26 protein-coding genes are annotated in these 22,291 nt (G+C 46.3%); 13 read left to right on the forward strand and 13 right to left on the reverse strand.

The window, feature by feature from the left end; translation table 11 throughout:
* The first annotated feature begins 17 nt into the window (after positions 1-17).
* The 3 genes from AZH43_RS03970 to truA are packed head-to-tail and all read left to right on the forward strand — an operon-like array spanning position 18 to position 3,160.
* Positions 18-1,334 (forward strand): fimbrial protein FimV, encoded by a 1,317-nt coding sequence (locus AZH43_RS03970; protein WP_067666826.1) that lies wholly within the window; start codon positions 18-20, stop codon positions 1,332-1,334.
* Positions 1,335-1,380: 46 nt separating this feature from the next.
* Positions 1,381-2,346 carry an asparaginase domain-containing protein gene (locus tag AZH43_RS03975; protein WP_067666828.1) on the forward strand — a complete coding sequence of 322 codons (966 nt, stop codon included), beginning with the start codon at positions 1,381-1,383 and terminating at the stop codon, positions 2,344-2,346.
* Between the two features lie 16 nt (positions 2,347-2,362).
* Positions 2,363-3,160 (forward strand): tRNA pseudouridine(38-40) synthase TruA, encoded by a 798-nt coding sequence (truA, locus tag AZH43_RS03980; protein WP_067666970.1) that lies wholly within the window; start codon positions 2,363-2,365, stop codon positions 3,158-3,160.
* 123 nt (positions 3,161-3,283) lie between these two features.
* On the opposite strand, the gene AZH43_RS03985 is transcribed toward truA, so the two are convergent.
* Positions 3,284-4,291 carry an AraC family transcriptional regulator gene (locus AZH43_RS03985; protein ID WP_067666830.1) on the reverse strand — a complete coding sequence of 336 codons (1,008 nt, stop codon included), beginning with the start codon at positions 4,289-4,291 and terminating at the stop codon, positions 3,284-3,286.
* A 231-nt stretch (positions 4,292-4,522) separates the two neighbouring features.
* Here AZH43_RS03985 and infA point away from each other — a divergent pair, with 231 nt between their 5' ends.
* The 3 genes from infA to AZH43_RS04000 all read left to right on the forward strand — a co-directional run bounded on the left by infA (position 4,523) and on the right by AZH43_RS04000 (position 5,815).
* Entirely contained in the window at positions 4,523-4,744 is a 222-nt protein-coding gene (gene infA, locus AZH43_RS03990) for a translation initiation factor IF-1 (protein ID WP_001284370.1), read from the forward strand.
* Between the two features lie 141 nt (positions 4,745-4,885).
* Positions 4,886-5,245, forward strand: coding sequence for a hypothetical protein (locus AZH43_RS03995; protein ID WP_227509781.1), 360 nt, complete (start codon positions 4,886-4,888; stop codon positions 5,243-5,245).
* Between the two features lie 147 nt (positions 5,246-5,392).
* Positions 5,393-5,815 (forward strand): hypothetical protein, encoded by a 423-nt coding sequence (locus AZH43_RS04000; protein WP_227509782.1) that lies wholly within the window; start codon positions 5,393-5,395, stop codon positions 5,813-5,815.
* A gap of 74 nt (positions 5,816-5,889) precedes the next feature.
* On the opposite strand, the gene leuB is transcribed toward AZH43_RS04000, so the two are convergent.
* The 5 genes from leuB to AZH43_RS04025 all read right to left on the reverse strand — a co-directional run bounded on the left by leuB (position 5,890) and on the right by AZH43_RS04025 (position 10,585).
* Complete coding sequence (gene leuB / locus AZH43_RS04005; RefSeq protein ID WP_067666832.1) at positions 5,890-6,969, reverse strand: 3-isopropylmalate dehydrogenase; 1,080 nt, start codon at positions 6,967-6,969, stop codon at positions 5,890-5,892.
* 46 nt (positions 6,970-7,015) lie between these two features.
* The gene (locus AZH43_RS04010; RefSeq protein WP_067666834.1) at positions 7,016-7,579 is read right to left on the reverse strand and encodes a hypothetical protein; all 564 of its coding nucleotides are present in this window, start codon (positions 7,577-7,579) and stop codon (positions 7,016-7,018) included.
* A gap of 103 nt (positions 7,580-7,682) precedes the next feature.
* Positions 7,683-8,333, reverse strand: a complete 651-nt coding sequence (leuD, locus tag AZH43_RS04015; protein WP_067666836.1) for a 3-isopropylmalate dehydratase small subunit — start codon at positions 8,331-8,333, stop codon at positions 7,683-7,685.
* A gap of 99 nt (positions 8,334-8,432) precedes the next feature.
* Complete coding sequence (leuC, locus tag AZH43_RS04020) at positions 8,433-9,881, reverse strand: 3-isopropylmalate dehydratase large subunit (RefSeq protein WP_067666838.1); 1,449 nt, start codon at positions 9,879-9,881, stop codon at positions 8,433-8,435.
* A gap of 512 nt (positions 9,882-10,393) precedes the next feature.
* Positions 10,394-10,585 carry a hypothetical protein gene (locus AZH43_RS04025; RefSeq protein WP_067666840.1) on the reverse strand — a complete coding sequence of 64 codons (192 nt, stop codon included), beginning with the start codon at positions 10,583-10,585 and terminating at the stop codon, positions 10,394-10,396.
* Positions 10,586-10,759: 174 nt separating this feature from the next.
* On the opposite strand from AZH43_RS04025, the gene AZH43_RS04030 reads away from it, so the two are divergent.
* Both AZH43_RS04030 and AZH43_RS04040 read left to right on the forward strand, forming a co-directional pair.
* Complete coding sequence (locus tag AZH43_RS04030; protein ID WP_067666842.1) at positions 10,760-10,975, forward strand: DUF2061 domain-containing protein; 216 nt, start codon at positions 10,760-10,762, stop codon at positions 10,973-10,975.
* 371 nt (positions 10,976-11,346) lie between these two features.
* Complete coding sequence (locus AZH43_RS04040; protein WP_067666846.1) at positions 11,347-12,213, forward strand: LysR family transcriptional regulator; 867 nt, start codon at positions 11,347-11,349, stop codon at positions 12,211-12,213.
* Positions 12,214-12,323: 110 nt separating this feature from the next.
* On the opposite strand, the gene AZH43_RS04045 is transcribed toward AZH43_RS04040, so the two are convergent.
* From AZH43_RS04045 to AZH43_RS04055, 3 genes are all read right to left on the reverse strand, one after another.
* Entirely contained in the window at positions 12,324-12,566 is a 243-nt protein-coding gene (locus AZH43_RS04045; RefSeq protein WP_067666848.1) for a DUF2789 domain-containing protein, read from the reverse strand.
* Between the two features lie 101 nt (positions 12,567-12,667).
* On the reverse strand, positions 12,668-13,138 hold the full coding sequence (locus AZH43_RS04050; RefSeq protein WP_067666850.1) for a DUF2628 domain-containing protein: 471 nt from the start codon (positions 13,136-13,138) through the stop codon (positions 12,668-12,670).
* A 91-nt stretch (positions 13,139-13,229) separates the two neighbouring features.
* Positions 13,230-13,880 carry an HAD family hydrolase gene (locus tag AZH43_RS04055; RefSeq protein ID WP_067666851.1) on the reverse strand — a complete coding sequence of 217 codons (651 nt, stop codon included), beginning with the start codon at positions 13,878-13,880 and terminating at the stop codon, positions 13,230-13,232.
* Between the two features lie 183 nt (positions 13,881-14,063).
* On the opposite strand from AZH43_RS04055, the gene AZH43_RS04060 reads away from it, so the two are divergent.
* From AZH43_RS04060 to AZH43_RS04070, 3 genes are all read left to right on the forward strand, one after another.
* Positions 14,064-14,543 (forward strand): RNA pyrophosphohydrolase, encoded by a 480-nt coding sequence (locus AZH43_RS04060; protein ID WP_067666852.1) that lies wholly within the window; start codon positions 14,064-14,066, stop codon positions 14,541-14,543.
* A gap of 86 nt (positions 14,544-14,629) precedes the next feature.
* Positions 14,630-16,927 carry a phosphoenolpyruvate--protein phosphotransferase gene (gene ptsP / locus AZH43_RS04065; RefSeq protein ID WP_067666853.1) on the forward strand — a complete coding sequence of 766 codons (2,298 nt, stop codon included), beginning with the start codon at positions 14,630-14,632 and terminating at the stop codon, positions 16,925-16,927.
* A 117-nt stretch (positions 16,928-17,044) separates the two neighbouring features.
* Entirely contained in the window at positions 17,045-17,458 is a 414-nt protein-coding gene (locus AZH43_RS04070) for a hypothetical protein (RefSeq protein WP_067666855.1), read from the forward strand.
* 12 nt (positions 17,459-17,470) lie between these two features.
* On the opposite strand, the gene AZH43_RS04075 is transcribed toward AZH43_RS04070, so the two are convergent.
* A complete protein-coding gene (locus AZH43_RS04075; protein ID WP_067666974.1) occupies positions 17,471-17,650 on the reverse strand; it encodes a DUF7230 family protein in 180 nt (59 codons plus the stop codon).
* A gap of 146 nt (positions 17,651-17,796) precedes the next feature.
* Positions 17,797-17,934: a hypothetical protein gene (locus tag AZH43_RS18645; RefSeq protein ID WP_162840075.1), complete on the reverse strand. Its 138-nt coding sequence runs from the start codon at positions 17,932-17,934 to the stop codon at positions 17,797-17,799.
* 101 nt (positions 17,935-18,035) lie between these two features.
* On the opposite strand from AZH43_RS18645, the gene AZH43_RS04080 reads away from it, so the two are divergent.
* Positions 18,036-18,941 carry a LysR family transcriptional regulator gene (locus AZH43_RS04080; RefSeq protein WP_067666857.1) on the forward strand — a complete coding sequence of 302 codons (906 nt, stop codon included), beginning with the start codon at positions 18,036-18,038 and terminating at the stop codon, positions 18,939-18,941.
* A 9-nt stretch (positions 18,942-18,950) separates the two neighbouring features.
* On the opposite strand, the gene AZH43_RS04085 is transcribed toward AZH43_RS04080, so the two are convergent.
* Positions 18,951-20,603, reverse strand: a complete 1,653-nt coding sequence (locus AZH43_RS04085; RefSeq protein WP_067666859.1) for an acyl-CoA dehydrogenase family protein — start codon at positions 20,601-20,603, stop codon at positions 18,951-18,953.
* Positions 20,604-20,693: 90 nt separating this feature from the next.
* On the opposite strand from AZH43_RS04085, the gene AZH43_RS04090 reads away from it, so the two are divergent.
* The gene (locus tag AZH43_RS04090; protein WP_067666976.1) at positions 20,694-21,314 is read left to right on the forward strand and encodes a TetR/AcrR family transcriptional regulator; all 621 of its coding nucleotides are present in this window, start codon (positions 20,694-20,696) and stop codon (positions 21,312-21,314) included.
* A gap of 217 nt (positions 21,315-21,531) precedes the next feature.
* Here AZH43_RS04090 and AZH43_RS04095 read toward each other — a convergent pair whose 3' ends face one another.
* Positions 21,532-21,864, reverse strand: a complete 333-nt coding sequence (locus tag AZH43_RS04095) for a hypothetical protein (RefSeq protein ID WP_067666861.1) — start codon at positions 21,862-21,864, stop codon at positions 21,532-21,534.
* Positions 21,865-22,291: the final 427 nt, after the last annotated feature.

Genomic DNA, 22,291 nt, shown 5'->3' on the forward strand with positions numbered 1-22,291 from the left:
CCTCAAGGGGTAATAACATGCTGTATGTGATTCCATTTATAATCTTGCTGATTGTTTTGGTGGTCTTGAAAAAACGCCAAGATGCTCAAGGTTCTGAAAAATCTAATGCAACCGCGGCAACGCAAAAAAGCAAAGCCAAGAAAACCAGCTCATCAGCTAAAGTTGCCCCAAATAAAACGCAAGCTGTTCAAAATTCAGTTGTCGAAAAGAAGCAGACCACTCCGCTGACGGCTGATACACGCAATAAAATTGAAAGCTTAATTCAAGAGCGTAATTTTTTCTCTGCAGAAGCGCAAATTAATCAGGCGCTGAAAAAAGACAATTCACAGCATGAGCTGTATTTGTATCTTTTAGATATTCATGTGCTGCAAAAAGATGAATTTGCAATCAGCCAATTGCTCAATCATTTACGTTCATTAGAGCTGGATGATATTTTAGCGCAGGCGGAAGCCAAACAGTCCGAATTTGAAAAATCTCAGCACAATGCTGATGAAGCAATTGCGTTTATCAGTCCAACAATTAGCGCAGAGCCTGCCCCTGCCGCTAAGGTGCAGAATACTGCTGATTTTGATGCATTAATGACAGGCTCTTCGGCTGCAGCTGAGCCCAAAGCTGATCTGAGCTTTGAAACGCTTGCTCCAAGCACTGCGCCTAAACCGACTGAACCCGCACAACCGGCAACTGAAGAAATCAAGCCGCTGGAGTTTAACTTATCTTTTGAGAGCGCACCTAAAGCGGAAACGCCTGCACCCGCTGTAGAAGCTGTGCCCTTGGTCGATTTCGGTTCTTTTTCCATCGAAGAAACAGCACCGGAATCTAAAGCTGTACCTGAGGCGCCAGTACATAAAGAAATCAAACCCTTAGATTTTTCTTTAAACCTATCTCCAGAAAGCAAAGCAGTGCCTGAAGCGCCAGCTCAGGAAGAAATTCAGCCTTTAGATTTTTCTTTCTCGCTCGATACACCGGAAGCAGCCGAAGATCCAAAAGCTCCATCAGCGCTGAATTTTGACCTTGGCTCATTGGAGCCTGCCGCAGCAGAACCTGCAGTTGCAGACACACTGACTGCTGCAGCGCCTTCCGCCGGCGTCAACTTTGACATCAGCAATGTCAGCTCACCTGCGGCTGTACCCGCAGACAGCAGCGATCCGCTGATTCAATCATTCCCGGAATTAGCCGCAAGCAGCGAAATTGAAATCAATCTTGAGCTTGCACAGCAATATATTAAATTGGGCGCATTTGATGCGGCACGCGAATTGCTGGCAGAAAAAGAAACTGAATTTTCTACCGCACAGCGCCAGCAGGCAGATCTGTTACTGAATCAAATCGCATCTTAAAGCGTTTCGATTTAAACTAAAGCAGTCATCCTCGACTGCTTTTTTTATGATGAAAAAAATAGCCTTGATTTATATGGGCGGCACCTTTGGCTGCACGGGTGAACCCTTAAGCCCAATGCCGGCAGAACAGTTTATTCCTAAACTTCTGCATGTCCTGCCGCTTGATCTTGAAATTGAATGCTTTACTGCACCCGTCATCCGTGACAGCAGCGCCTGCATTGCCAGTGACTGGCTGCAGCTGCTGGCGCAAATTCAGCATCTTCAGCTGCAGCAGTATCAGCATTTTGTCATTATCCATGGCACAGATACCCTGAGCTATGCCAGCGCGGTGCTGTCGCGCTTTATCGGGCAATCCGCGCATGTCATCCTGACGGGCAGCCAGTATCCTTTACTGAATGTGCAAGGCACCGACAGCCGCGAATTTACAGATGCCATCGACAACCTGAATTTTGCGCTGGAGTCTGCAGTCAAAGCGCCTGCTGGTGTATATTTGGCCTTTCATCATCAGCTGATTCATGCATCCTCAGCCTTAAAAATACATACCACTGCACTGAATGCTTTTGCCGGCACATCCGCCGAGAATGAGCTGCATACCGGATGGGTACCGCTGATTGTGCATGAAACGCATATCGAGAAAGCCCGCCATTTTAACTGCATGAGCTTGATGATGCAGCCGATCGCGCCAGAACTGCTCTGCAGCAATTTGCAAGCCATCTTTGACCGGCCGCCCCATGTTCTTATTTTACAAGGCTTCGGCACAGGCAATATTGCAGTCAGCACAGATGCTGTCTTGCTCCTGCAAAAGCTGATGCAGCGCGGATGCGCCGTAATTGTTACAACGCAAGTGCCTTTTGGCGGCATCGATCAGCGCTACGCCATCAGTCAATGGATTGCTGATGGAAATTTTCTGGTCAGCAATTGCCACAGCCATGCAGATCTTTATGCAAAAGCCTTAAAAATGTATTTACAATACGACGCTGTAGACCAATGGCATCTGCATTGGCAAGATTAGAATGACTGAGGTAAATATGCAGCGTTTTGCAATTGGTATAGAGTTTTGCGGCATGCAGTACAAAGGCTGGCAAACACAGCAGCCCGGCGTACCGAGCGTGCAGGAAACTCTAGAAAAAGTCCTAAGCAAAATTGCCAATGAACCGGTGATACTGCATGGGGCCGGCCGTACCGATGCAGGCGTGCATGCGACCAACATGGTCGCGCATTTTGATACAGAAGCTATCCGCCCAATCCGCGGCTGGCTGATGGGCGCCAACAGCATTCTGCCGAAAGATATTGCGATCCAATGGATTAAACCTATGGAAAGTGACTTTCATGCACGGTTTAAAGCGCAAGCGCGCCGCTACCGCTATGTCGTCTACAATAACCCTCAGCGCCCAGCCTTGCTGCATAAGCAGGTCACGCATGCTTACTATCCGCTGGATGTGGATAAAATGATTGAAGCGGCGAAAAAGTTTGAAGGCACGCATAATTTCGAAAGCTTCCGCGCAGCCGCCTGCCAATCCAATCAGCCTGTACGCCATGTCAGCCATTGCCGATTAATCCGCCACGGCTGCTATTTGGTCTTAGATATTCAGGCCGACGGTTTTTTGCATCATATGGTGCGCAATATCATGGGATGCCTGCTGGAAATCGGCCAAGGCATGTATGAAATTGACCAAATTGACAGAATTTTTGCTGCCGAAGACCGCAAAGCGGCTGGAGTGACTGCTCCGCCGGATGGCCTATATTTTATTCATGCAGATTATCCGGAACAGTTCGAATTACCCAAAATGCCTTTGGGTCCGCATTGGCTGAATATGCCAGAATAATTCAATTTTAATTATATTTACCTCCCCCTAACCCCTCCTAAAAGGAGGGGGAATTCCTCCCTGAGCAAGACTTAAGCATTGCTTTAGGCCGTAGCGCAAGAAGGGAAGTTGGGAGGATTAAAACTAACGCTGCTTCCGCTTCCTATACTCAACGGGTGTTTCATTGGTCCAGCGTTTGAATGCACGGTAAAAGGTGCTAGGTTCAGAAAATCCAGTTAAATAGACAATGCGTTCAACACTTTCCGCTGTATTGGCTAAAAGCTTTTTCGCTAAACGGCAACGATAGTCAGAAAGAATTTGCTGAAAACTGGTATTGGCTTCCGACAGCTGCGTGCGTAGGCGGCGTGGCGTAATATTCAGCTGAGCCGCCACTGTTTCCAGCGTGGTTTCACCGCTTTCCAGCGTGGAGCCAATCGCGCGGCGCACCTCACCGACCAAATCATAACGCGCCAGCTCCTGCAATTTCTCAATGGCCAGCTGTTCATGCAGCTGCAGCAGCTCCGGCTCTGCCTGCCACAGCGGATATTCTAAGATGCTGGGATCAAAATACAGCCGCGTTTCTTTCTGCCCCAAGCTTACAGGGCATTCATATATGCGGAAATACTCGTCATCCGGCGCGCCCTGACTGAAGTTAAAGTCAATATAAATCGGCTGAAAACGCCCTTCAGTAATGAATTTAAAAAAGCGCAGCACGCCTGACATGGCGCATTCCGAAAAATGGCGATTCACCAAATTTTCGGCCCACGGCTGCACACCGTTGCTCAGATAGCAGCGGTCATCTTCAACCACCAATTTGGCATGGAAGGCGTCACTGATCAAACGCTGATAGGCCAAAGCGCGTTTTAGCCCTTCGCCAAAATTATCAGATGAAACAAATAAATGCTCAATGACCTGTCCGCGGTAAAGCGGCAGGTTTTCACCCAAATGCAAGCCGATATCCGGATCTTTGCTGACTTCTTCAGCCGCAACCCAAAACGCATATTGCGCATTTAAAGGTGTACGGTCATTGGCTTCGACCTGTCCCAAGGCAACACCGGCTTTTGTTAATATTTCTTCTGTTGGCAAACCAGCTCGACGAATCGCCTGGTAACCCAATCGCAGTACTACGGATGCATCGGTTAGCTGACTCACTCAAAAACCTTCCTTGTATGTACTTAATTTTTACCCGAAAAGACTCAAATTAGATTAACTGCGATTGACCGAACTGACAACATGCTTAAGTACTTTTTTGTAGAAAATTTTTAACGTCCAAGTTCGCCTAATTAACTGGCAGATGATTATTCTGACGCCCATTTCATCTTGTTTTTAGCAAAAAAATTGACTATAATTTGCGCCTTTCCAATTTATTCATTCAGGTAGGCTATGGCCAATAAAGAGGAACTCATCGAGTTCGAAGGCGTTGTCACCGAGACGCTTCCTAATACTATGTTCCGTGTACGTTTAGAAAACGGTCATGAAGTGATTGCTCACATCTCTGGTAAAATGCGTAAACACTATATCCGTATTTTGACTGGCGACAGTGTAAAGGTTGAAATGACACCTTACGACTTAACGAAAGGTCGTATCACTTACCGTGCGCGTTAAGTTTTAGCGAAAGCGGAAAAGCCACAAATCTGTGGCTTTTTTTATATCCGGCCTCATAGAATCATGAAAATTTGACTCTAAATCTGCTTTCTTTAACATTTTAAAATTATAAAAATTCAATGTATTAAAGACTAAATAATAATGAAATTTAACAGTATAAAAGCCCTAATTTTAGTAGTTCCAATGCTTTGTCTTGCCTGTGCCGCCACCAGTCAAAATAAACTCAACCAATCGCTGCAGCACTATGTCGGACAATCAGCAGATCACGTTAGACAACAGCTCAATTTAGATCAGTTCGGCTATAAAGTTTCGGGCATCCCGGTAGAAACGCAAGGAAAGCTCAGCTACACCATTTTACGCAATATGCCCATCCCAATGGGAACACCCAATTTAGGTACAAGTATCGCAATGGGTGCGCCTAATTCCATGCAATCCAAAGGTAATCTGAATATTCAGATGAAATGCCAAATCGATTTCATACTCCGTGATGATCACGGTTGAATCGATTGAATATGCTGGCAAGGCCTGTTAAACCAACGGCATTTAAAATATTGAATTGATCATATTGGCTTTACCGTGTATCAAATGACTACAGTGTTACAAATGAATATCTGACTAAACTGGATTTATTTCGTGAGGAACTCGCCCATGAAATTAAGCCCAGTTCATTTCAGCCTTAATTGGGGTTTTGTATGCATGCTCAGCATCATGGCATTGGCTGGCTGCACAACTACACCCACAAGCTCTATAGCTGAGCGTGAACGCTATTTAGAATCTTTTATCGGCAAATCCAGCCAGACCATTCAATCACAGCTAAATCTAAGCAAAATAGGCTATCAGTATGCTTATCCTGCTGAACTCAGCCCTGATTACCTCAGCTACCGCGTAGCGCGCCCTATCAGCATTCCATTACCGATGGCGGACAATCCTGCAATGGGCTTAGGCGGCGGTTCAGCTGTGCCGATTCCAACTGGAAACTCGCGCTATGATGTGAATTTGACATGCCTCATTCAATTCCGCTTAAAAGATAATATTGCGACAGCAGTCCGTTTAACTGGACGCACCTGTTAGCGCGCAACTTTTAATTGATGTGCAAACATAAAAAAACGCAGCCTTTGGCTGCGTTTTTTTATGTCCAGCTGAACTTAGTTCAACGCGGCAACTACCGCCTGACCCATTTCGACTGTACCCACTTTGCTCATACCCTCTGACATGATGTCTGCTGTACGTAAGCCCTGATCCAAGACATTGCCGACTGCATCTTCAATCGCTTTAGCCGCTTCTTCTGCCCGGAAGGTATAGCGCAGCATCATCGCAACAGAAAGAATGGTTGCTAATGGGTTCGCCAAGTTTTGACCGGCGATATCCGGCGCTGAGCCATGGCACGGCTCATACATGCCTTTGCCGTTTTCATCCAGTGACGCAGAAGGAAGCATGCCGATCGAACCTGTCAGCATAGCGGCTTCGTCAGACAGAATGTCGCCGAACAAGTTGCCCGTTACAATGACATCAAACTGTTTCGGCGCACGCACCAACTGCATGGCAGCATTGTCCACATACATGTGTGACAAATTGATTTCAGGGTATTTTTCTTCTTTTAGCGCAGTAACCGTCTGCTTCCACAGCTCAGTCACTTCAAGAACGTTGGCTTTGTCGACTGAACAGACCTTGCCGCCGCGCAGATTCGCCATTTCAAAAGCCACTTTGGCAATGCGCTTGATTTCAGACTCTGCATAAACGTCAGTGTTGAAACCTTGCTTTTCGCCGTTTTCCAGCTCACGGATACCGCGAGGCTGGCCAAAGTAAATACCGCCAGTCAATTCACGTACAATCAAAATATCCAAGCCAGCAACAATTTCAGGCTTTAAGCTTGAAGCATCGGCCAGTTGCGGATATAGAATGGCTGGACGCAAGTTTGCAAACAGATTCAGTTCACTGCGCAATTTCAGCAAACCGCGCTCTGGGCGGATTGAGCGCTCAATGGTATCCCATTTTGGACCGCCCACCGCGCCAAGCAAAATAGCATCAGCTTTTTTCGCCTGCTCAGACGTAACTTCCGGATAGGGCGAACCATGTGCATCAATGGCTGCGCCGCCCAATAAGCCTTGCTCCCAAGCCAAATCTAAATTGAATTTCTCATTGACGCGAGTCAGCACCTGCTCAGCAGCTTTTACAATTTCAGGGCCAATGCCGTCACCGGCTAAAATCAAGATTTGTTTTGACATGAAGGGTTCCATTTATGAAGTCAGTTGTCTTAACCAACAAAGTTTTTTACAATTTTTTTTCTACAAACTCGCCCAGCCCATTCAAGACATTGTACGGTTTGCAGAAACGTCGAATAGTTTTATGTTCCTGCTTCAAATCCACACAGAGCGGATCGGGTGCGGAAACATTCAGCAAGCTGCCTTGCTGCTTGATGCGGTTTCGGTACATTTTGAAGGTATAGCGCTGGCCGGCATTAAATTTGTGAATCACATGCAGCTGTTCTGCCTTATCTTTTGAAATAGGATAAAAACGGATCACCACTTCATGCTGCCCAGCCGGTACTGAAAGATACAGTGCATTCGGATCCTGCAATGATTTCGTCCGCATGCGCAAGATGCCGGATTTCACCGCAGATTTCTGCAAACGCTGATTGGCCGCATCTAAAATACGGATTTGATCATACCGTTCAAATTCGCAATCATCTGTTCCTGCACAATAAATCAGTGCATTATTCTTTGTGCTTTCAGTTTCCTTCACATTCTTCAATTGTGCAGTATTTATACTTTGACATGCTGTCAATGCAGCAGCAAAAGCCCCGAGCAAAGCAAGTCGTCCAAAAAGCTTATTCATGACCCGAATCCAACCTGACAAAATCTGGCAATATGTGACTATAATTATTCACTGATATTAACAAGTCTTCATCGGCATGACTATAGCCCAATGCGGCGAATGCTTAGCCTTTAATTTCTGCAAAAACCCAAGGGCGGGACTTTTGCGTTTTTTCTTCATATGCGCGGATATCATCCGCGGCCTGCAACGTTAAGCCAATGTCATCCAAACCGTTCAACAGGCAATGCTTACGGAACGGATCGACTTCAAATTTAAACGCTTCACCGCTTGGTGTACGCACTTCTTGCGCTTCCAAATCAATTGCCAGCTGATAGCCTTCCGCTGCGGCGCATTCTTTAAATAACTGATCGACAATTTCTTCCGGCAAAATAACCGGCAGCATGCCGTTTTTAAAGCTGTTATTAAAGAAAATATCTGCATAGCTCGGCGCAATTACCGTACGGAAGCCATATTCTTCCAATGCCCACGGCGCATGTTCACGGCTTGAGCCGCAGCCGAAATTTGCGCGCGAAATTAAAATTGAGGCGCCTTGATAGCGTGCCTGATTCAAGACAAAATCAGGATTTTTGGGACGCTTTGAAATATCCTGACCTAAATAGCCTTCATCTAAATAGCGCAATTCATCAAATAAGTTGTCGCCAAAACCCGTACGTTTAATGGATTTCAAAAACTGTTTCGGAATGATCAAATCTGTATCGACATTGGCACGGTCTAATGGTGCAACGATACCTTGTTCAACGGTATATTTTTTCATGTTTATTTCCCAATAAATCCGTAACCTCTCCCTAACCCTCTCCTAAAATGAGAGGGGGCTCCTTCTCCCGCTGGGAGAAGGCTAGGATGAGGGTTTAAACTAGAACGTACGTACATCAACAAAGTGACCGGCAATTGCCGCCGCCGCCGCCATGGCTGGGCTCACCAAGTGCGTCCGGCCGCCATTGCCCTGACGGCCTTCAAAGTTGCGGTTAGATGTTGAAGCGCAATGCTCACCCGGCTGCAATTTATCCGCATTCATGGCCAAGCACATTGAGCAGCCCGGTTCACGCCATTCAAAACCGGCTTCGATTAAGATTTTATCCAAACCTTCAGCTTCAGCCTGCGCTTTTACCAAGCCCGAACCCGGAACGACCATCGCTTGCTTGATCGAGCCTGCAACTTTTTTGCCTCTAGCCACTTCAGCTGCCGCACGGATGTCTTCAATGCGCGAGTTGGTGCAAGAACCGATGAATACGCGGTCCAATTGAATATCCGCCAAGGCCTGACCCGCAGTTAAGCCCATATATTGATAAGCGCGTGTCCAGTCATTGCGCTGTACATCATCTTTGGCCTGTTCTAACGTCGGCACTGCCTGAGACACCGGAATCACCATTTCAGGAGAGGTTCCCCAAGACACTTGCGGTTCAATCTCTTCACCCTGCAAGACCACGACCGTATCAAAATGCGCATCATCATCTGAATGCAAGGTATTCCAATATTCAACCGCGGCATCCCACTGTTCGCCTTTTGGCGCGTAAGGACGGCCTTTCACATATTCAATGGTTTTTTCATCAACAGCGACCATGCCGACACGGGCGCCGCCTTCAATTGCCATATTGCATACCGTCATGCGGCCTTCAATCGACATATCACGGAATACCTGACCGCCAAATTCAATGGCATGCCCTGTGCCGCCAGCCGTGCCAATTTTACCGATAATAGCCAACACTACGTCTTTAGACGTCACGCCTTGGCCCAATTTACCGTCAACACGCACCAGCATGTTTTTCATTTTCTTTTGAACCAAGCACTGGGTTGCCAAGACATGCTCAACTTCAGATGTTCCGATACCATGCGCCAAGCAGCCAAATGCGCCATGCGTTGCCGTATGCGAGTCACCGCAGACAACCGTCATGCCCGGTAAAGTCAAACCCTGTTCAGGGCCCACCACATGCGCGATCCCTTGACGGACATCATTGATGTCAAACTGAACAACATGAAAAGTTTTACAGTTATCATCCAAGGTTTGCACTTGAATGCGTGAAGTATCATCTTCAATGCCGGCAATGCCTTCAGAACGTTCTTTTTTAGACGTTGGCACATTATGGTCCGGTGTCGCCACATTCGCGCTTAAACGCCAAGGCTTGCGCCCGGCAAGCTGCAAGCCCTCAAACGCTTGCGGAGATGTCACTTCATGCAATAAGTGACGGTCGATATAAAGCAGGCTGGAACCGTCATCACGCTGTTTTACCAAGTGATCGTCCCACAATTTGTCATACAAAGTTTTTGCAGATTGTGTTTTTACTTTTTGGGTCTCGCCTGCCATGTCGATATGCTCCACTGGACTGGGTAATTCTGTCATTAAATTGATTATAACCACGTATTCACATAAATCTAATTTATCATTTTTATTAGTTCAAAAACTTTTAGGAATTATTTTCTAAGTCTGCAGAACCCGCTTTTATGCTGTCAATTTAGTGATCAAATCAAAGGATTAATGAAGCCAGAATTCAATATGAAGCGGTACGTTAAGACCGGATGCGGCGAAGATAGCGATGCTATACACAAGCCAATCCAACAGATTGATTAACCAACCTGATCACGCAACAGGCCTTTATTCATTGCAGCCTTGCAAACGCACAGTTCAGTCATTCCTTGCAATCATGGCAATCACCAAGCTCAAGTATAAATAAGCAGCCGCATTTCTCCCGCAAAGCGCTAAGCGATGTATCTGTTTGCAAACACCCGATCAAGCGCCAGAAGATTGAGTTTCTGTAGCTAAGCACTTGAAAGGCGCGGCCTGCCTGCGGATTTGCATCCGAATATAAGGCCTATGCCCTAAGCCGATGAATCTTCCTTGTGCTGCACCAGCTGTTCAATAGCGCGAATCAGTTCCGCTTTGGCTGCACCGCATTCGGCGGCGGCTCTGTTTTCGTCATCTTCATCATCGGCAATCTCATAGATTGCACAGCGGCGTTCGACTGTGCCTTCAAAAATATCCAGAAGATTTTTTATATGCTTAATATCCATTGCATTCACCCTATGGGAAAAGTATTCCTCATTGACACCCTTCCCCCTTCATCAAGAGCTTTTAATTTATCATCTGTAAAAACGATATTAAATAAAATAAAATCCGCTTTTACATTTTAAATGATAATGATTATTATTTAAAAATATTCAAAAGCAAAGATCGAGGAATCCCCCATGGCTAACATCCAAAAGTTTGTAGACTGCAACCAGAAAACCTTAAAAAAGACTTTCAGTTATTACATTATGCACATCACGGTGGCTATGTTGGTGGGCTACTTTGTAACAGGCAGTTTAGCAATGGCGATTGCTTTAAGCTTGCTGGAACCGACGGTTCAGGCCGTAGCATTCTTCTTTCATGAAAAATTCTGGGAAAAGAAATCGGCGCAGTAAAATCAAGACATCTCTGCCGGATTGTTTGCCAAAATTCCTCTCAAGCCGCCCTCAGGCGGTTTTGCTTTTCCGGCGCAAAAAACCGCTCTATCCAGTACAGGCCAATGCAATGCATCATCAAGTCAATACATCGCCAAACTGAGTGATTTTCAACCGGATACCGCAACCTCTCCTGTTGATAAAGTCATTCCGCTTTTTATCTTGATATTATTCTGTTCTTCTACCCGCCAGCATCAGCCGCCTGCCTCTGCATGCATGACTTTTTTATAAATGCTTATATTTAAATCAATAGATACAACTTTTCCTTTGATTAATTCTTAAAATTTCTAAATAATAAAATTAGCATAAAAAATCTTTATAGGTAATTTAAGATGAATCTCGCCGCCTTTGAAGCCTTTGTTAAAGTCATGGAAACAGGATCTATTTCTCTGGCCGCTGATCAGCTTTTTATTACCCAGCCTGCAGTCACCAAGCGCATACACAGCCTAGAAGAATATTTCGGCGTGAAGCTGTTTGAATCCGCCGGACGCGGTGTTCAGGCGACACATGCTGCGCATTCCCTGCTGCCTAAAGTCAAAAACTGGCTCAATGAGCTGGGCGATATTCACAACACCCTCAGCCATGAGCAAGGGCAAGTGCAAGGCAAGCTCAAAGTCGGCACCAGCCACCATATTGGCCTGCACCATTTGCCCAGCCATTTGCGCAACTATGTGCAGCATTATCCTGATGTCACGCTGGATGTTCATTTTGTTGATTCAGAGCAGGCGCATGAACAAGTGCTTGCTGGCGATCTAGAACTGGCCTTTCTTACCCTTCCGCCGCAGCTGGATGCCCGCCTGAGCTATGTCAACATTTGGAATGACCCGCTGGTATTTGTGGCGGCGCCTTTTCACCCTTTAGCGCAGCAGCAGAATTTGAGCTTAGAAGATCTCATCCAGTATCCAAGCCTGCTGCCTGCATCGCAGACCTATACCAGCCAAATTACTTTGGCGGAATTTGAAAAACAGGGTGTAAAGCCTAAAGTCACTATGAGCAATAACCCGCTGGAATCTATCCGCATGCTGGTTTCAATTGGCCTTGGCTGGTCTGTGCTGCCCAAAACCCTCTTGAATCAGGATCTGCAGCAGCTGGATATCAATTTAGACATGAACCGGCAGCTGGGCATGGTTTGGCATCCGGGACGCACCCAGTCCAAAGCAGCCGAAGCGCTGGTCCATATCATGAAGCAGCTTCCATAAAACCCATCCTGTCTGAAAAACAGCATTAAAAAACCGCCCAACTGGCAGTTTTTTAATGCTGAGAGTTAAAGCTTCCCGCATCGGCTGCAGGCTGTCCCTGCTATGCCTGGCTATTTTTCTACTGAGTCTTCATGCAAAGACTCATTCAGCTGATCCACAATAATTGCCCAACTGCCGTCCGATTTTATTTTTTCCGCTAAAAATTGACGCTGCCCTTCTGTCCAATAATCGGCTTCAGTAATTTTAGTTTTCGCGTTCAGCTGATGAGTCGCAATAAACAGCTCAATCGCTTCTTCGCTTGAATCTAAACCCAGCTGCTCAAAAAGATTGGTCATTCTTGGACGTACACTCATTGCTTTTTCTCCTTATTGATTATTCATGATTGCTTGGCAATTATTTTCTCTCTAAGGATATAACATGGATGTACCCGGTACTCAATTCCCCAAATTGACGCTTAATATTTCAAGAAAGGCGTCGTCAGCATCATCACCAAACCAATCTGAGTAAAGAGCCACAGCAGCGGCATACTCAGCGCTGTGCCTCCAGCTTCGGCAAAGATGCTTGCTTTGTACTGCGTATTTTTCCGATAGGCTTTTACTTTATCCGCGGCAAATTCAGCATACAGACGCTTGCCTATGCAGCCCAGAACAAGGTTGGGAATCAGTCCCAGACCAAGCGCATATTGCGGCTCCAAGCCAATAATCTGTGAAATCAGCCCAAGAAAAAGCCCGCAAGCCAGTGTTAAGAAAAAGTACGCATACATTTTCCGGTACAGCAGCCAATAAATGCCGAAGATCAAGCCCGCCCAGCTGAAAGCCGCGGTTCGTCCCTGCGCAAGATTTAAATAAGACCGCGCGCGCGGGCCCATAAATATCTCTAATAATTCCGCCTGAGAACGTTCTGAGGCTAATAATTCACTCGTCATCTGCAATTTAATCTTGGAGTATTTTCATGTTAAAGCAGCATCCTGAAATGCCGCATCCTAGTGTTCTACAGCGCAGCTAAGGCGGCAAAAGCTAAATTGACCAGTCCTGAATTGCCCAGCCCTGTTCTTTGGCCAGCGCTTCTAAACGCTCATCAGGATTCACAGCAACGGCATGATCGGCATATTCCAGCAAGAAGCGGTCATTGATTGAATCTGAATATGCCCAAGATTCAGCCACTTCACGCCCTTCCAGCCATTGATCCAGACGCGCCAGCTTGCCTTTTTGATAGCAGGGAATATTGATCACTTTACCCGTATATTTTCCATCCGCGACTTCCGCATTGGTGGCAATAATTTCTGTAATGCCGAATTCACGGAAAATCGGTGCAGTAATAAAATCTGAAGTTGCGGTAATGCCCACCAAAGCATGGCCGGCATCTTTATGGCGCTGAATGGCCTTAAAGCCTTCAGGGCGCATTTTCGGGCGGATCACTTTTTGCATGAATTGCTCATGCAATTCAGTTAAATAAGCATTGTCATGCTGGGTCAGAAATTCAAAAACAAATTCGTTGTAGGCAATCGGATCCAGCTGGCCGGCTTTGTAGTCTTCATAAAATTTATCGTTCATGGCGCGGTGCCGAATCGGATCCACCAAGCCTTCATTGACCAAGAACTCCCCCCACGAATGGTCAGAATCTGTATTTAATAAGGTGTGGTCTAAATCAAACAGCGCCAATTTCATGAAAATTCTCGTAAAAGCTTAAATTTAAGAAAAAATTTGTAAATCTATCTCCGCTAGTCGATAGAAATTCGTTAAGATCATAGCAATTTTAACATTATTTACACTTTGCTTTATCCGAGTTGGATGCAGAAATAACAATCCCCGGACGCAAAGTTATAAATTACACAATATTTAGGTAGCCAAATGATCGACTCAGAAGGTTTCCGACCCAATGTCGGGATCATTTTGGCAAACGAATCCGGTCAAGTTTTATGGGCAAAACGCATTGGTCACAATGCATGGCAATTTCCGCAAGGAGGTATTCAGTATGGTGAAACCCCCGAACAGGCACTTTTCCGTGAACTGAGAGAAGAAGTTGGCTTATTGCCCGAACACGTCCAGATTATCGCGCAAACTAAAGGTTGGCTGCGCTACCGTTTGCCAAATCGATATATACGCCCAGATTCAGACCCCGTATGTATTGGTCAAAAGCAGAAGTGGTTTTTGCTGAAGCTGACCGCTTCGGTACAGCATATTCAGCTGGATTTAGCCGATCCGCCTGAATTTGACCAGTGGCAGTGGGTAAGCTATTGGTATCCGCTGGGTCAGGTCGTGAACTTTAAACGCGATGTGTACCGCAAAGCGATGGTGGAGCTGTGCGGACAGTTGCCGCAAAAACCTTAAAAATCACAGAAAGATGCAGATTTTTAAGATAACTCTTGTTATAAATTAAGTGATATTAAGCGGAACATTTTTTAGGAGCAGGCCCGATGTCGAATATGCAGCTGGATACCTTAAGGCGCATTGTCCAAGAGATTAATGCGTCCACCAGCCTGCATGAATCTTTAGACATCATGGTCAAGCAGGTTGCAGAGGCCATGCATGTCGATGTCTGCTCCATTTATCTGCTGGATGAACGCAATCACCGTTATCTGCTCATGGCCTCAAAAGGCCTGAATGCTGAATCGGTCGGTAATGTGTCCCTGCATACCAGCGAAGGCTTAGTCGGCCTCGTCGGGCAGCGGGAAGAAATCGTCAATTTAGACAATGCACCGAAACATGAACGCTTTATGTACCTGCCGGAAACCGGGGAAGAAATTTACAACTCTTTTCTTGGTGTTCCAGTCATGTACCGCCGCAAAGTCATGGGCGTTTTGGTGGTGCAGAATAAAGAGTCGCAGGATTTCAGCGAAGCGGCCGAATCCTTTTTGGTCACCCTCTGCGCGCAGCTGTCAGGCGTCATTGCGCATGCGCATGCCGTCGGCAATATTGATGTATTCCGCAAGCCGAATAATTTACCCGCCTATAAAACTTTCCAAGGGGTTTCCGGTTCTGGCGGCATTGCGCTCGGCCGCGCCGTAATTCTCTACCCGCCAGCCGACTTAGCCGCTGTGCCGGACCGCGAAGCGGATGACATCAGTGAAGAACTGGAGCTGCTGGACAACGCCCTCAATTCAGTGCGTCTGGAAATTCAGTCGCTGGATGACAAAATGCAGGATGCCTTAATGGCAGAAGAACGCGCTTTATTCAGCGTGTTCTTGCGCATGCTGGATGAAAACGCCCTGCCTGCAGAAATCAAGGCTGAAATCCGTGACGGCAACTGGGCGCAAGGCGCTGTACGCAACGTCATCGACAAGCACATTGCGCTGTTTGCCCAAATGGAAGATGACTATCTGCGTGAGCGCGTGTCTGACCTGAAAGATTTAGGGCGCCGTATTTTAGCTTCCTTGCAGGAAGCCGATGCCAGCCACCGTGAAATCACCAATGAAAGCATTTTAATTGGCGATGAAATTTCCACAGCGGCACTGGTAGAATTGCCTGTCGACAAAATTGCCGCCATTGTCACCACTGAAGGCGCAATGAACTCGCATATGGTGATTGTGGCGCGGGCGCTTGGCATTCCAACCGTTGTCGGTGTCACAGAGTTGCCAATCAACAGCCTTGATGATGTCGAGATGATCGTGGATGCGCATCAAGGCCGGGTTTTCATTAACCCGCCGCGCCGCCTGCGGACCCGCTATAAAGAAATTCAAAAAGAAGAAGAACTGCTCGCTAAAGACTTAAAGCAGTACGAAACCAAAGACGCCATTACGCCTGACGGCGTTGCAGTCAAGCTGTATGTGAATACCGGTTTAATGATTGATGTAGTCCGCGGCGTGCAGCGCGGCGCCAAAGGGGTTGGCCTGTACCGTTCTGAAATTCCATTCATGCTGCGCGACCGTTTCCCAGGCGAAGAAGAGCAGCGCCTGATTTACCGCCAGCAGCTGAGCCACTTTGCCAACAAGCCCGTGGTCATGCGTACGCTGGATATTGGCGCTGACAAAGACTTGCCGTATTTTTCGATTGAAGAAGAAAACTCAGCGCTGGGCTGGCGCGGCATCCGCTTTACACTGGATCACCCTGAAATTTTTTCTTCGCAAATCCGCGCCATGCTCAAAGCCAGCATAGGCCTGAACAATTTGCATATTCTGCTGCCTATGGTCACCAGTGTCAGCGAAGTGGAAGAAGCGCTGTATTTGCTGGACCGTGACTGGCAAGCCGTTCAGGAAGAAGAGCAGGTCAAAATCACCAAACCGAAAATCGGCATTATGGTCGAAGTGCCCAGCGTGCTGCTGCAGATTGAAGAATTTTCTGAGCTGGTGGATTTTTTCTCGGTCGGCTCTAACGATTTAACCCAATATCTTCTGGCGGTTGACCGCAACAATCCGCGTGTAGCCAACGTCTATTCACACCTGCACCCCGCTGTTTTGCGCGCTCTGACACGTTTGGTGCAGGAATGCCACAAATACGACAAGCCGATCAGCATTTGCGGAGAAATGGCAGGCGATCCGCTGTCTGCAGTATTGCTGATGGCCATGGGCTTCAATACCCTGTCGATGAGTTCAAGTAATATTTTGCGCGTCCGTAAAGCCATTTGCCATGTCCCTATGACTGAAGCGCAAGAACAGCTGGAGCGTGTGCTGAAAATGAGCAATCCGCTGATGGTGAAAAGCTGGATGGAATATTACTTTAAGACCCATGGTCTGGGTGACATGGTAAAAGCGTCAACCCGTATTGTGAGCGCTTAATTTCAGCGTTCAAAGAGCATTCTAGCCATACCGCTTCAGCCGAATTAAAAAAGACGGAGCGGTATCCATCGCAGTGCATGCCATGCGCTGTACGCCACTGCCCTTGATGAGGTGCGTATGGATTTTATTCTGTTCCTTGTCTTTGCAGGGATCATCTTTGTAATCAGCGCGAAGCCGTTTAAACAATTCAAATTAAAACCGCAGACATCAGCGCGTTCAGCCAAAGCAGCGGCGGTGCAAAGCTTCAGCCATGGCCCTGTACGGGCATCGGTTCCAGCGCTTTTAGGCATTGAAATCACCCGCATTCAGCAGCGGCGCTTAGGCAAAGATGATCCATCCGTACTGGCAGCCAATCTTGCAAAGCGGCATACAGCGCAGGCTACGCCAGATTTATTCAGGCAAAGGGCTAAGAAACTTGAAAAGGCAGTGCATCATAGAAATGAAAGCGCGCAGAGAAAAACTGCAGCCGCACCTTTAAGAAAAGAAGATTTAGCGAAACTTTTAAGTGACTTGTTTTCAAATAAAAGATAACTGTATCTGCTGTTAAGCGGCCATTAAAAAAGGGAGATACTCATTGGAATATCCCCCTTTTTTGTGCTTGCTGTAGCCGCGTTTTGCATTTTTCTTCCGGTCTACAAACACTTGGCTTTTATTGACCTCATGCATATGTTTCGCCACAAAGTTGTTGATCACAACCTCTGGCGCAGCTTTTCTCTTTGCCATTTTTCCACCTGTTTTTTTAGCTTGCACATCTGACGCATGCAGTGCATATATTGCGCTGTTTTATAAAAAATTCAAGCCTTAGCCTCAAATAATTGATCAAGCCATGCATTCAGCCTACAGGCAAAAAACTGCAGTTTTTTAAAGGCCTAATCCATATGCTGATGTAAATTCTCCTGTGCTGCTCCCCCTAAAATCAGCGTATCCACATGCGACAGCCCGCTGGCGCAAGCTGCTGAAAAAAACAAAATCAACAATAACTTGCCCGCACTAAAAACATGATCCATAACACGCTCCTCTGCCGTTAAATGCAGTGAAATTAAAACAGCCGCGAGCTATCATGTATAATGATTTAAAGAGATACCTACTATCTTAAAAAGAGATAATAATGCAAATTAAGTCTTTGGAAATATTTACTGCTGTCATCAACCTGCAGAGTTTTTCCGCTGCTGCCCAGCATCTGCATACTGTTCAGTCCAATGTCACTGCGCATATCAAGAAGCTTGAAACGGAGCTGCAGGCTGAGCTTTTGCATCGGCAGCACCCCATCCGTCCGACACGTGCCGGCATGCAGCTTTTGTGCGCTGCAGAACAAATGCTGCAGCTTCATCAGGAGGTTCTCAATCAATTCAATCATTCAAGTTCAGATTCGAACCTTCCTTTAGAAATTGGCAGCATGGAAACCACCGCCGCAATTCGCTTGCCGGCGCTTTTCCAAAATCTGCAAAAACAGGATCTGCAATTTCCTTATACCTTAACCACCGGCCCAACGCGTGAGCTGATTGATTCAGTTCAGGCTGGACAGCTCGATTGCGCTTTTATCGCCAATCATGCTCCAATTCCAGGTTTGTTTAATTTTCATGTCTGGACGGAAGAACTGGTGCTGATTACTGCGAAAGGTTCGCCAAATCCCTTATCCCCAGAATATTTAAGCCATAAAAAATTCATCAGTTTCAAGCAAGGCTGCAGCTACAGGAAAGCCATTGATCATTACCTCTCTATCCAGCAGCTCCCCGCAGCCAATATTCTTGAAATGGGCAGTCTGGATGGCATTGTCAGCTGTGTCAGCTTAGATGTCGGCATTGCTATTTTGCCGCTGAAATATGTGCAGCAATCGCATTTTTATCCGCAAATACAAATCCACGCGCTTGAAGCGCCGCTTGCCCGCATGCCGACCTATTTAATTGCCGAAGATCAAAATAAATGGAGTTCGAATATGCATTTATTTTTTAAATATTTACACATCGGCCAATCCTCTTCTCCGCTGCCATTGCCTGCCGTACTGGAAACTTAAAGCTTGAATTTAAACCGCAAAAGCCCTTTCCAGCAAACGCTCCGCATCCGCCATTTTGGCGTCCAGCATGCCAGCAACACGGCCATGAAATGCGTTATAGCGGCTGTGAATAAATGCATCCGCCACATACTCGGGCGCATGGCGCTTTAATAAAACCGCTTGCGCCAAAAGGGTCAAACGGCTGACCAAGCTGCGCCCCATAAATTGCAGATCTTCAGGCCGTTGATGAAACAATTTAAACAGACTTTGCAGTTCATTCTGCAATATTTCATCTTTTTGCGCAGTAGCCGCTAAATCATTAAACAGCAATTGGATAGATTCAGGCTCACGGCTGATTGCGCGCAGCACATCCAAGCACATGACATTGCCTGAACCCTCCCAAATGGTATTGACTGGCGCTTCTTTAAAAATGCGCGCCATGATGCCATTGTCGACATAGCCATTGCCGCCGAAGACTTCTATCATCTCGCCGCTCAGTTCTACCGCGCGCTTGCAAATCCAGAACTTGGATGCAGGAGTCATAATCCGTTTCCATGCCAGTGACAGCACATCATCTGTTTCATAGCACTGCGCCAAATGAAAACTTAAATGCATAGCCGCTTCCGTTTCCAAGGCTAAATCCGCCAAGACCGCCTGCATCAGCGGCTGTTCGGCCAGATGCTTACCGAACGCTTTGCGTTGACGGGTATAGGCAATGCATTGCACCAGCGCCTGACGCAGCATGGCTGTACTGCCCACGGAGCAGGTTAAGCGGGTGTAGTTCGCCATTTCAATAATGGTCGGAATGCCGCGTCCGGCTTCTCCGATCATGATGCCCCACGCATTCTTAAATTCGACTTCAGAACTGGAGTTGCTGCGGTTGCCGACTTTGTCTTTCAGCCGCTGCACCTGTATGCTGTTCTTGCTGCCATCATCCAGCCAGCGCGGGACAAAGAAACAGGCCAAGCCATCCTGTTCAGTTTTCGCCACCACCAAATGCGCATCGCACATCGGCGCAGAGAAAAACCATTTATGCCCTGTCAGCAAATACGCTTTGCCGCGGCCTGAATCCCCCACAGGTACAGCAGCGGTTTCATTGGCGCGCACATCTGAGCCGCCCTGCTTTTCGGTCATGCCCATGCCCAGCCAGATCGACTTTTTCTGCGCAATCGGCAGATCGCGTTCATCGTATTCATTTGACAGCAATTTATCGCCAATTTTTGCCCAAAGTTCCGGTTCACGCTGAATTAAAGGAATACTGCCCAAAGTCATGGAATTTGGACAAAGATTGCCGCATTCCACCTGCCCAGCCAGATAAAAGCGGCTCGCCCAATCTACCCATTTACTGCCGGATGCAGTCATGACAAAAGGATGTGCATGGGTATTAAACTGGCGGTTAAGCGCCATCCATTTATGCCAAGCCGGATGAAATTCAATATAGTCTTTACGGCGGCCGCGCGCGTCAAAAGCATGCAGAATCGGTGCATGCCTATTGGCAAGATCGGCATATTCATAGTATTCGCTTGAACCCGCCGCTTTAGCCATTTGACTTAAAGCTGCCTGATCCTGACTGCCATAACGCGCTAAAATTTCCTGCAAAACTGTGTCGGTTTCAAACAGGTTATAGTCCTGCAATTCATCAAATTGATTGCTGATGGTGTGGGTCATCCATGTTTGCATCATTTTTATTTCCTGCTTGTTGTTCTTGGCGTTTCACTTCAGTATAAAGAAAATTTTGCCGCAGGATGTTCGGCTTTATTCGGCGCTATAAATATGAAAAATCCTGAGATTCAAGTCCGGCGCAAGCCCCGTCAGTCCCGCGCGAAACTCACCCAAGAGGCCTTGCAGGAAAGTTTTGTTCGGCTTTTGCATGATCGCCCTGCCAGCCAAATCACCATTCGGGAAATGACCGATGTCGCAGGTGTCGGCTTGGGAACCTTTTATGAGTATTTTTCCAGAAAGGAAGATTTAATTGCGCTGACCATTCATCTGCATGTCAAACACAATGCCGAGAGCTTAAAAAGTTATGCACAAAGCTTAATCAAGTTATCCACAGATTTGGATTTTCAGGCTTATTTACAGCAAATCATTCACTTTCAGCTTGAACAAATTCAGGCGCAGCAGTTTTTATGGTCACAGGTATTTTTGCTGGAACGGCAGATTTCAAATATTGAAAGTTACCGGAAAAGCTATGCCATGATGGTTGAAATGTGGCGCAGTATTCTTGCGCCGTTTATCAAAGATGAAGAATCACTCAGACAGATGGCTTTAAATATGCAACGGGTGTGTTATGGCTTTGTTTCGCAGGCACTTTTGATTGAGCCTGAGTTTAATGACTGGACGGCTTTGGCAGAAGACATTTGCCAAACTTTGGAGCAGTTTAATCTGCAATAATTCTCTTATAAATAGTTCAAACTTCGGCTTGATTGCTCAATATTTCTAAATCTACCCATAAAAATGAATGTGTAAAAACGTTACACCTGTTTGATTGGCCTATATAAAACAGCTATATAAGATAAAGATAAATGCATTGAAACTTTAAAAGACATTGAGTAAAAAAGCGGGAAATTCCCGCTTTTTATGACTTATTATTACCTATAACCGCAGATAATTATGCCTTAGGCGGCTGCGGATGGTCTTTAGCATTCACATCTTTTGGCGGCATTGGGCAGCCGTTCCCATCTTTTGGCGGCATTGGACGGTCTTTGCCATTTGCATCTTTTGGCGGCATCGGACGGTCTTTGCCATTCGCATCTTTCGGCGGCATCGGATGGTCTTTGCCATTCGTACCTTTCAGCGGTTGCGGGCAACCTTTGCCATTCATATCTTTATGCTGAGCAGCAGCTTGCGGTTTTTTTGCATCGGCAGTATTGGCAGCCAAAGCTGTGCCTGCAATTGCCAGTGAACCCACGCTTAAGATTAAGCCAGTTAAAAATCTTTTCATTATCATGCATCTCTATCATTTAATTTTGCGTTTTAAATCTTATAAATAAATTATGGATGAATAATGAAGTTCAGGCCTTCAAGAGAGCTCTTTTTTCTGCACAATATATAGCTTAAAAATTATTCCAGCATTAGGGGTTCAAACACCGTAAATTAAAGAGCGAATTTATAAAAAACGAAGCAAATAATTTCACAAAACACCTGATGTCTTATCACTATCAAGAAATTGCTGTAGGTATTGGCGAATACAAAAGCTATGTAATATATAGCTTTCACCATAAAGATATTTCTGTACTCGAATCAGATAGTCCTAATAATGCAGCTTATATTTTTAAATATTCAAATTGGGAAACACTTTCTAGGAAAACTAGAACAGGAATTATTCCAGACAGCTGAGATCTGCAAAGAATTTTTATGATCAAAGCTGG

The organism is Acinetobacter pragensis (assembly GCF_001605895.1).
In the GTDB taxonomy this organism is placed as follows: domain Bacteria; phylum Pseudomonadota; class Gammaproteobacteria; order Pseudomonadales; family Moraxellaceae; genus Acinetobacter; species Acinetobacter pragensis.

What these genes read in the sequence shown, in the direction of transcription:
- AZH43_RS04095 (WP_067666861.1), bottom strand. Translation starts at nt 21,864, where the DNA reads ATGAAAAGATTTTTAACTGGCTTAATCTTAAGCGTGGGTTCACTGGCA.
- truA (WP_067666970.1), top strand. Translation starts at nt 2,363, where the DNA reads ATGCAGCGTTTTGCAATTGGTATAGAGTTTTGCGGCATGCAGTACAAA.
- ptsP (WP_067666853.1), top strand. Translation starts at nt 14,630, where the DNA reads ATGTCGAATATGCAGCTGGATACCTTAAGGCGCATTGTCCAAGAGATT.
- AZH43_RS04040 (WP_067666846.1), top strand. Translation starts at nt 11,347, where the DNA reads ATGAATCTCGCCGCCTTTGAAGCCTTTGTTAAAGTCATGGAAACAGGA.
- AZH43_RS04090 (WP_067666976.1), top strand. Translation starts at nt 20,694, where the DNA reads ATGAAAAATCCTGAGATTCAAGTCCGGCGCAAGCCCCGTCAGTCCCGC.
- AZH43_RS04080 (WP_067666857.1), top strand. Translation starts at nt 18,036, where the DNA reads ATGCAAATTAAGTCTTTGGAAATATTTACTGCTGTCATCAACCTGCAG.
- AZH43_RS04025 (WP_067666840.1), bottom strand. Translation starts at nt 10,585, where the DNA reads ATGGATATTAAGCATATAAAAAATCTTCTGGATATTTTTGAAGGCACA.
- AZH43_RS04030 (WP_067666842.1), top strand. Translation starts at nt 10,760, where the DNA reads ATGGCTAACATCCAAAAGTTTGTAGACTGCAACCAGAAAACCTTAAAA.
- AZH43_RS04085 (WP_067666859.1), bottom strand. Translation starts at nt 20,603, where the DNA reads ATGATGCAAACATGGATGACCCACACCATCAGCAATCAATTTGATGAA.
- AZH43_RS03995 (WP_227509781.1), top strand. Translation starts at nt 4,886, where the DNA reads ATGAAATTTAACAGTATAAAAGCCCTAATTTTAGTAGTTCCAATGCTT.
- leuC (WP_067666838.1), bottom strand. Translation starts at nt 9,881, where the DNA reads ATGGCAGGCGAGACCCAAAAAGTAAAAACACAATCTGCAAAAACTTTG.
- AZH43_RS03970 (WP_067666826.1), top strand. Translation starts at nt 18, where the DNA reads ATGCTGTATGTGATTCCATTTATAATCTTGCTGATTGTTTTGGTGGTC.
- AZH43_RS18645 (WP_162840075.1), bottom strand. Translation starts at nt 17,934, where the DNA reads ATGGATCATGTTTTTAGTGCGGGCAAGTTATTGTTGATTTTGTTTTTT.
- AZH43_RS04010 (WP_067666834.1), bottom strand. Translation starts at nt 7,579, where the DNA reads ATGAATAAGCTTTTTGGACGACTTGCTTTGCTCGGGGCTTTTGCTGCT.
- leuB (WP_067666832.1), bottom strand. Translation starts at nt 6,969, where the DNA reads ATGTCAAAACAAATCTTGATTTTAGCCGGTGACGGCATTGGCCCTGAA.
- leuD (WP_067666836.1), bottom strand. Translation starts at nt 8,333, where the DNA reads ATGAAAAAATATACCGTTGAACAAGGTATCGTTGCACCATTAGACCGT.
- AZH43_RS04060 (WP_067666852.1), top strand. Translation starts at nt 14,064, where the DNA reads ATGATCGACTCAGAAGGTTTCCGACCCAATGTCGGGATCATTTTGGCA.
- infA (WP_001284370.1), top strand. Translation starts at nt 4,523, where the DNA reads ATGGCCAATAAAGAGGAACTCATCGAGTTCGAAGGCGTTGTCACCGAG.
- AZH43_RS03975 (WP_067666828.1), top strand. Translation starts at nt 1,381, where the DNA reads ATGATGAAAAAAATAGCCTTGATTTATATGGGCGGCACCTTTGGCTGC.
- AZH43_RS04070 (WP_067666855.1), top strand. Translation starts at nt 17,045, where the DNA reads ATGGATTTTATTCTGTTCCTTGTCTTTGCAGGGATCATCTTTGTAATC.
- AZH43_RS04000 (WP_227509782.1), top strand. Translation starts at nt 5,393, where the DNA reads ATGAAATTAAGCCCAGTTCATTTCAGCCTTAATTGGGGTTTTGTATGC.
- AZH43_RS04050 (WP_067666850.1), bottom strand. Translation starts at nt 13,138, where the DNA reads ATGACGAGTGAATTATTAGCCTCAGAACGTTCTCAGGCGGAATTATTA.
- AZH43_RS04075 (WP_067666974.1), bottom strand. Translation starts at nt 17,650, where the DNA reads ATGGCAAAGAGAAAAGCTGCGCCAGAGGTTGTGATCAACAACTTTGTG.
- AZH43_RS04055 (WP_067666851.1), bottom strand. Translation starts at nt 13,880, where the DNA reads ATGAAATTGGCGCTGTTTGATTTAGACCACACCTTATTAAATACAGAT.
- AZH43_RS04045 (WP_067666848.1), bottom strand. Translation starts at nt 12,566, where the DNA reads ATGAGTGTACGTCCAAGAATGACCAATCTTTTTGAGCAGCTGGGTTTA.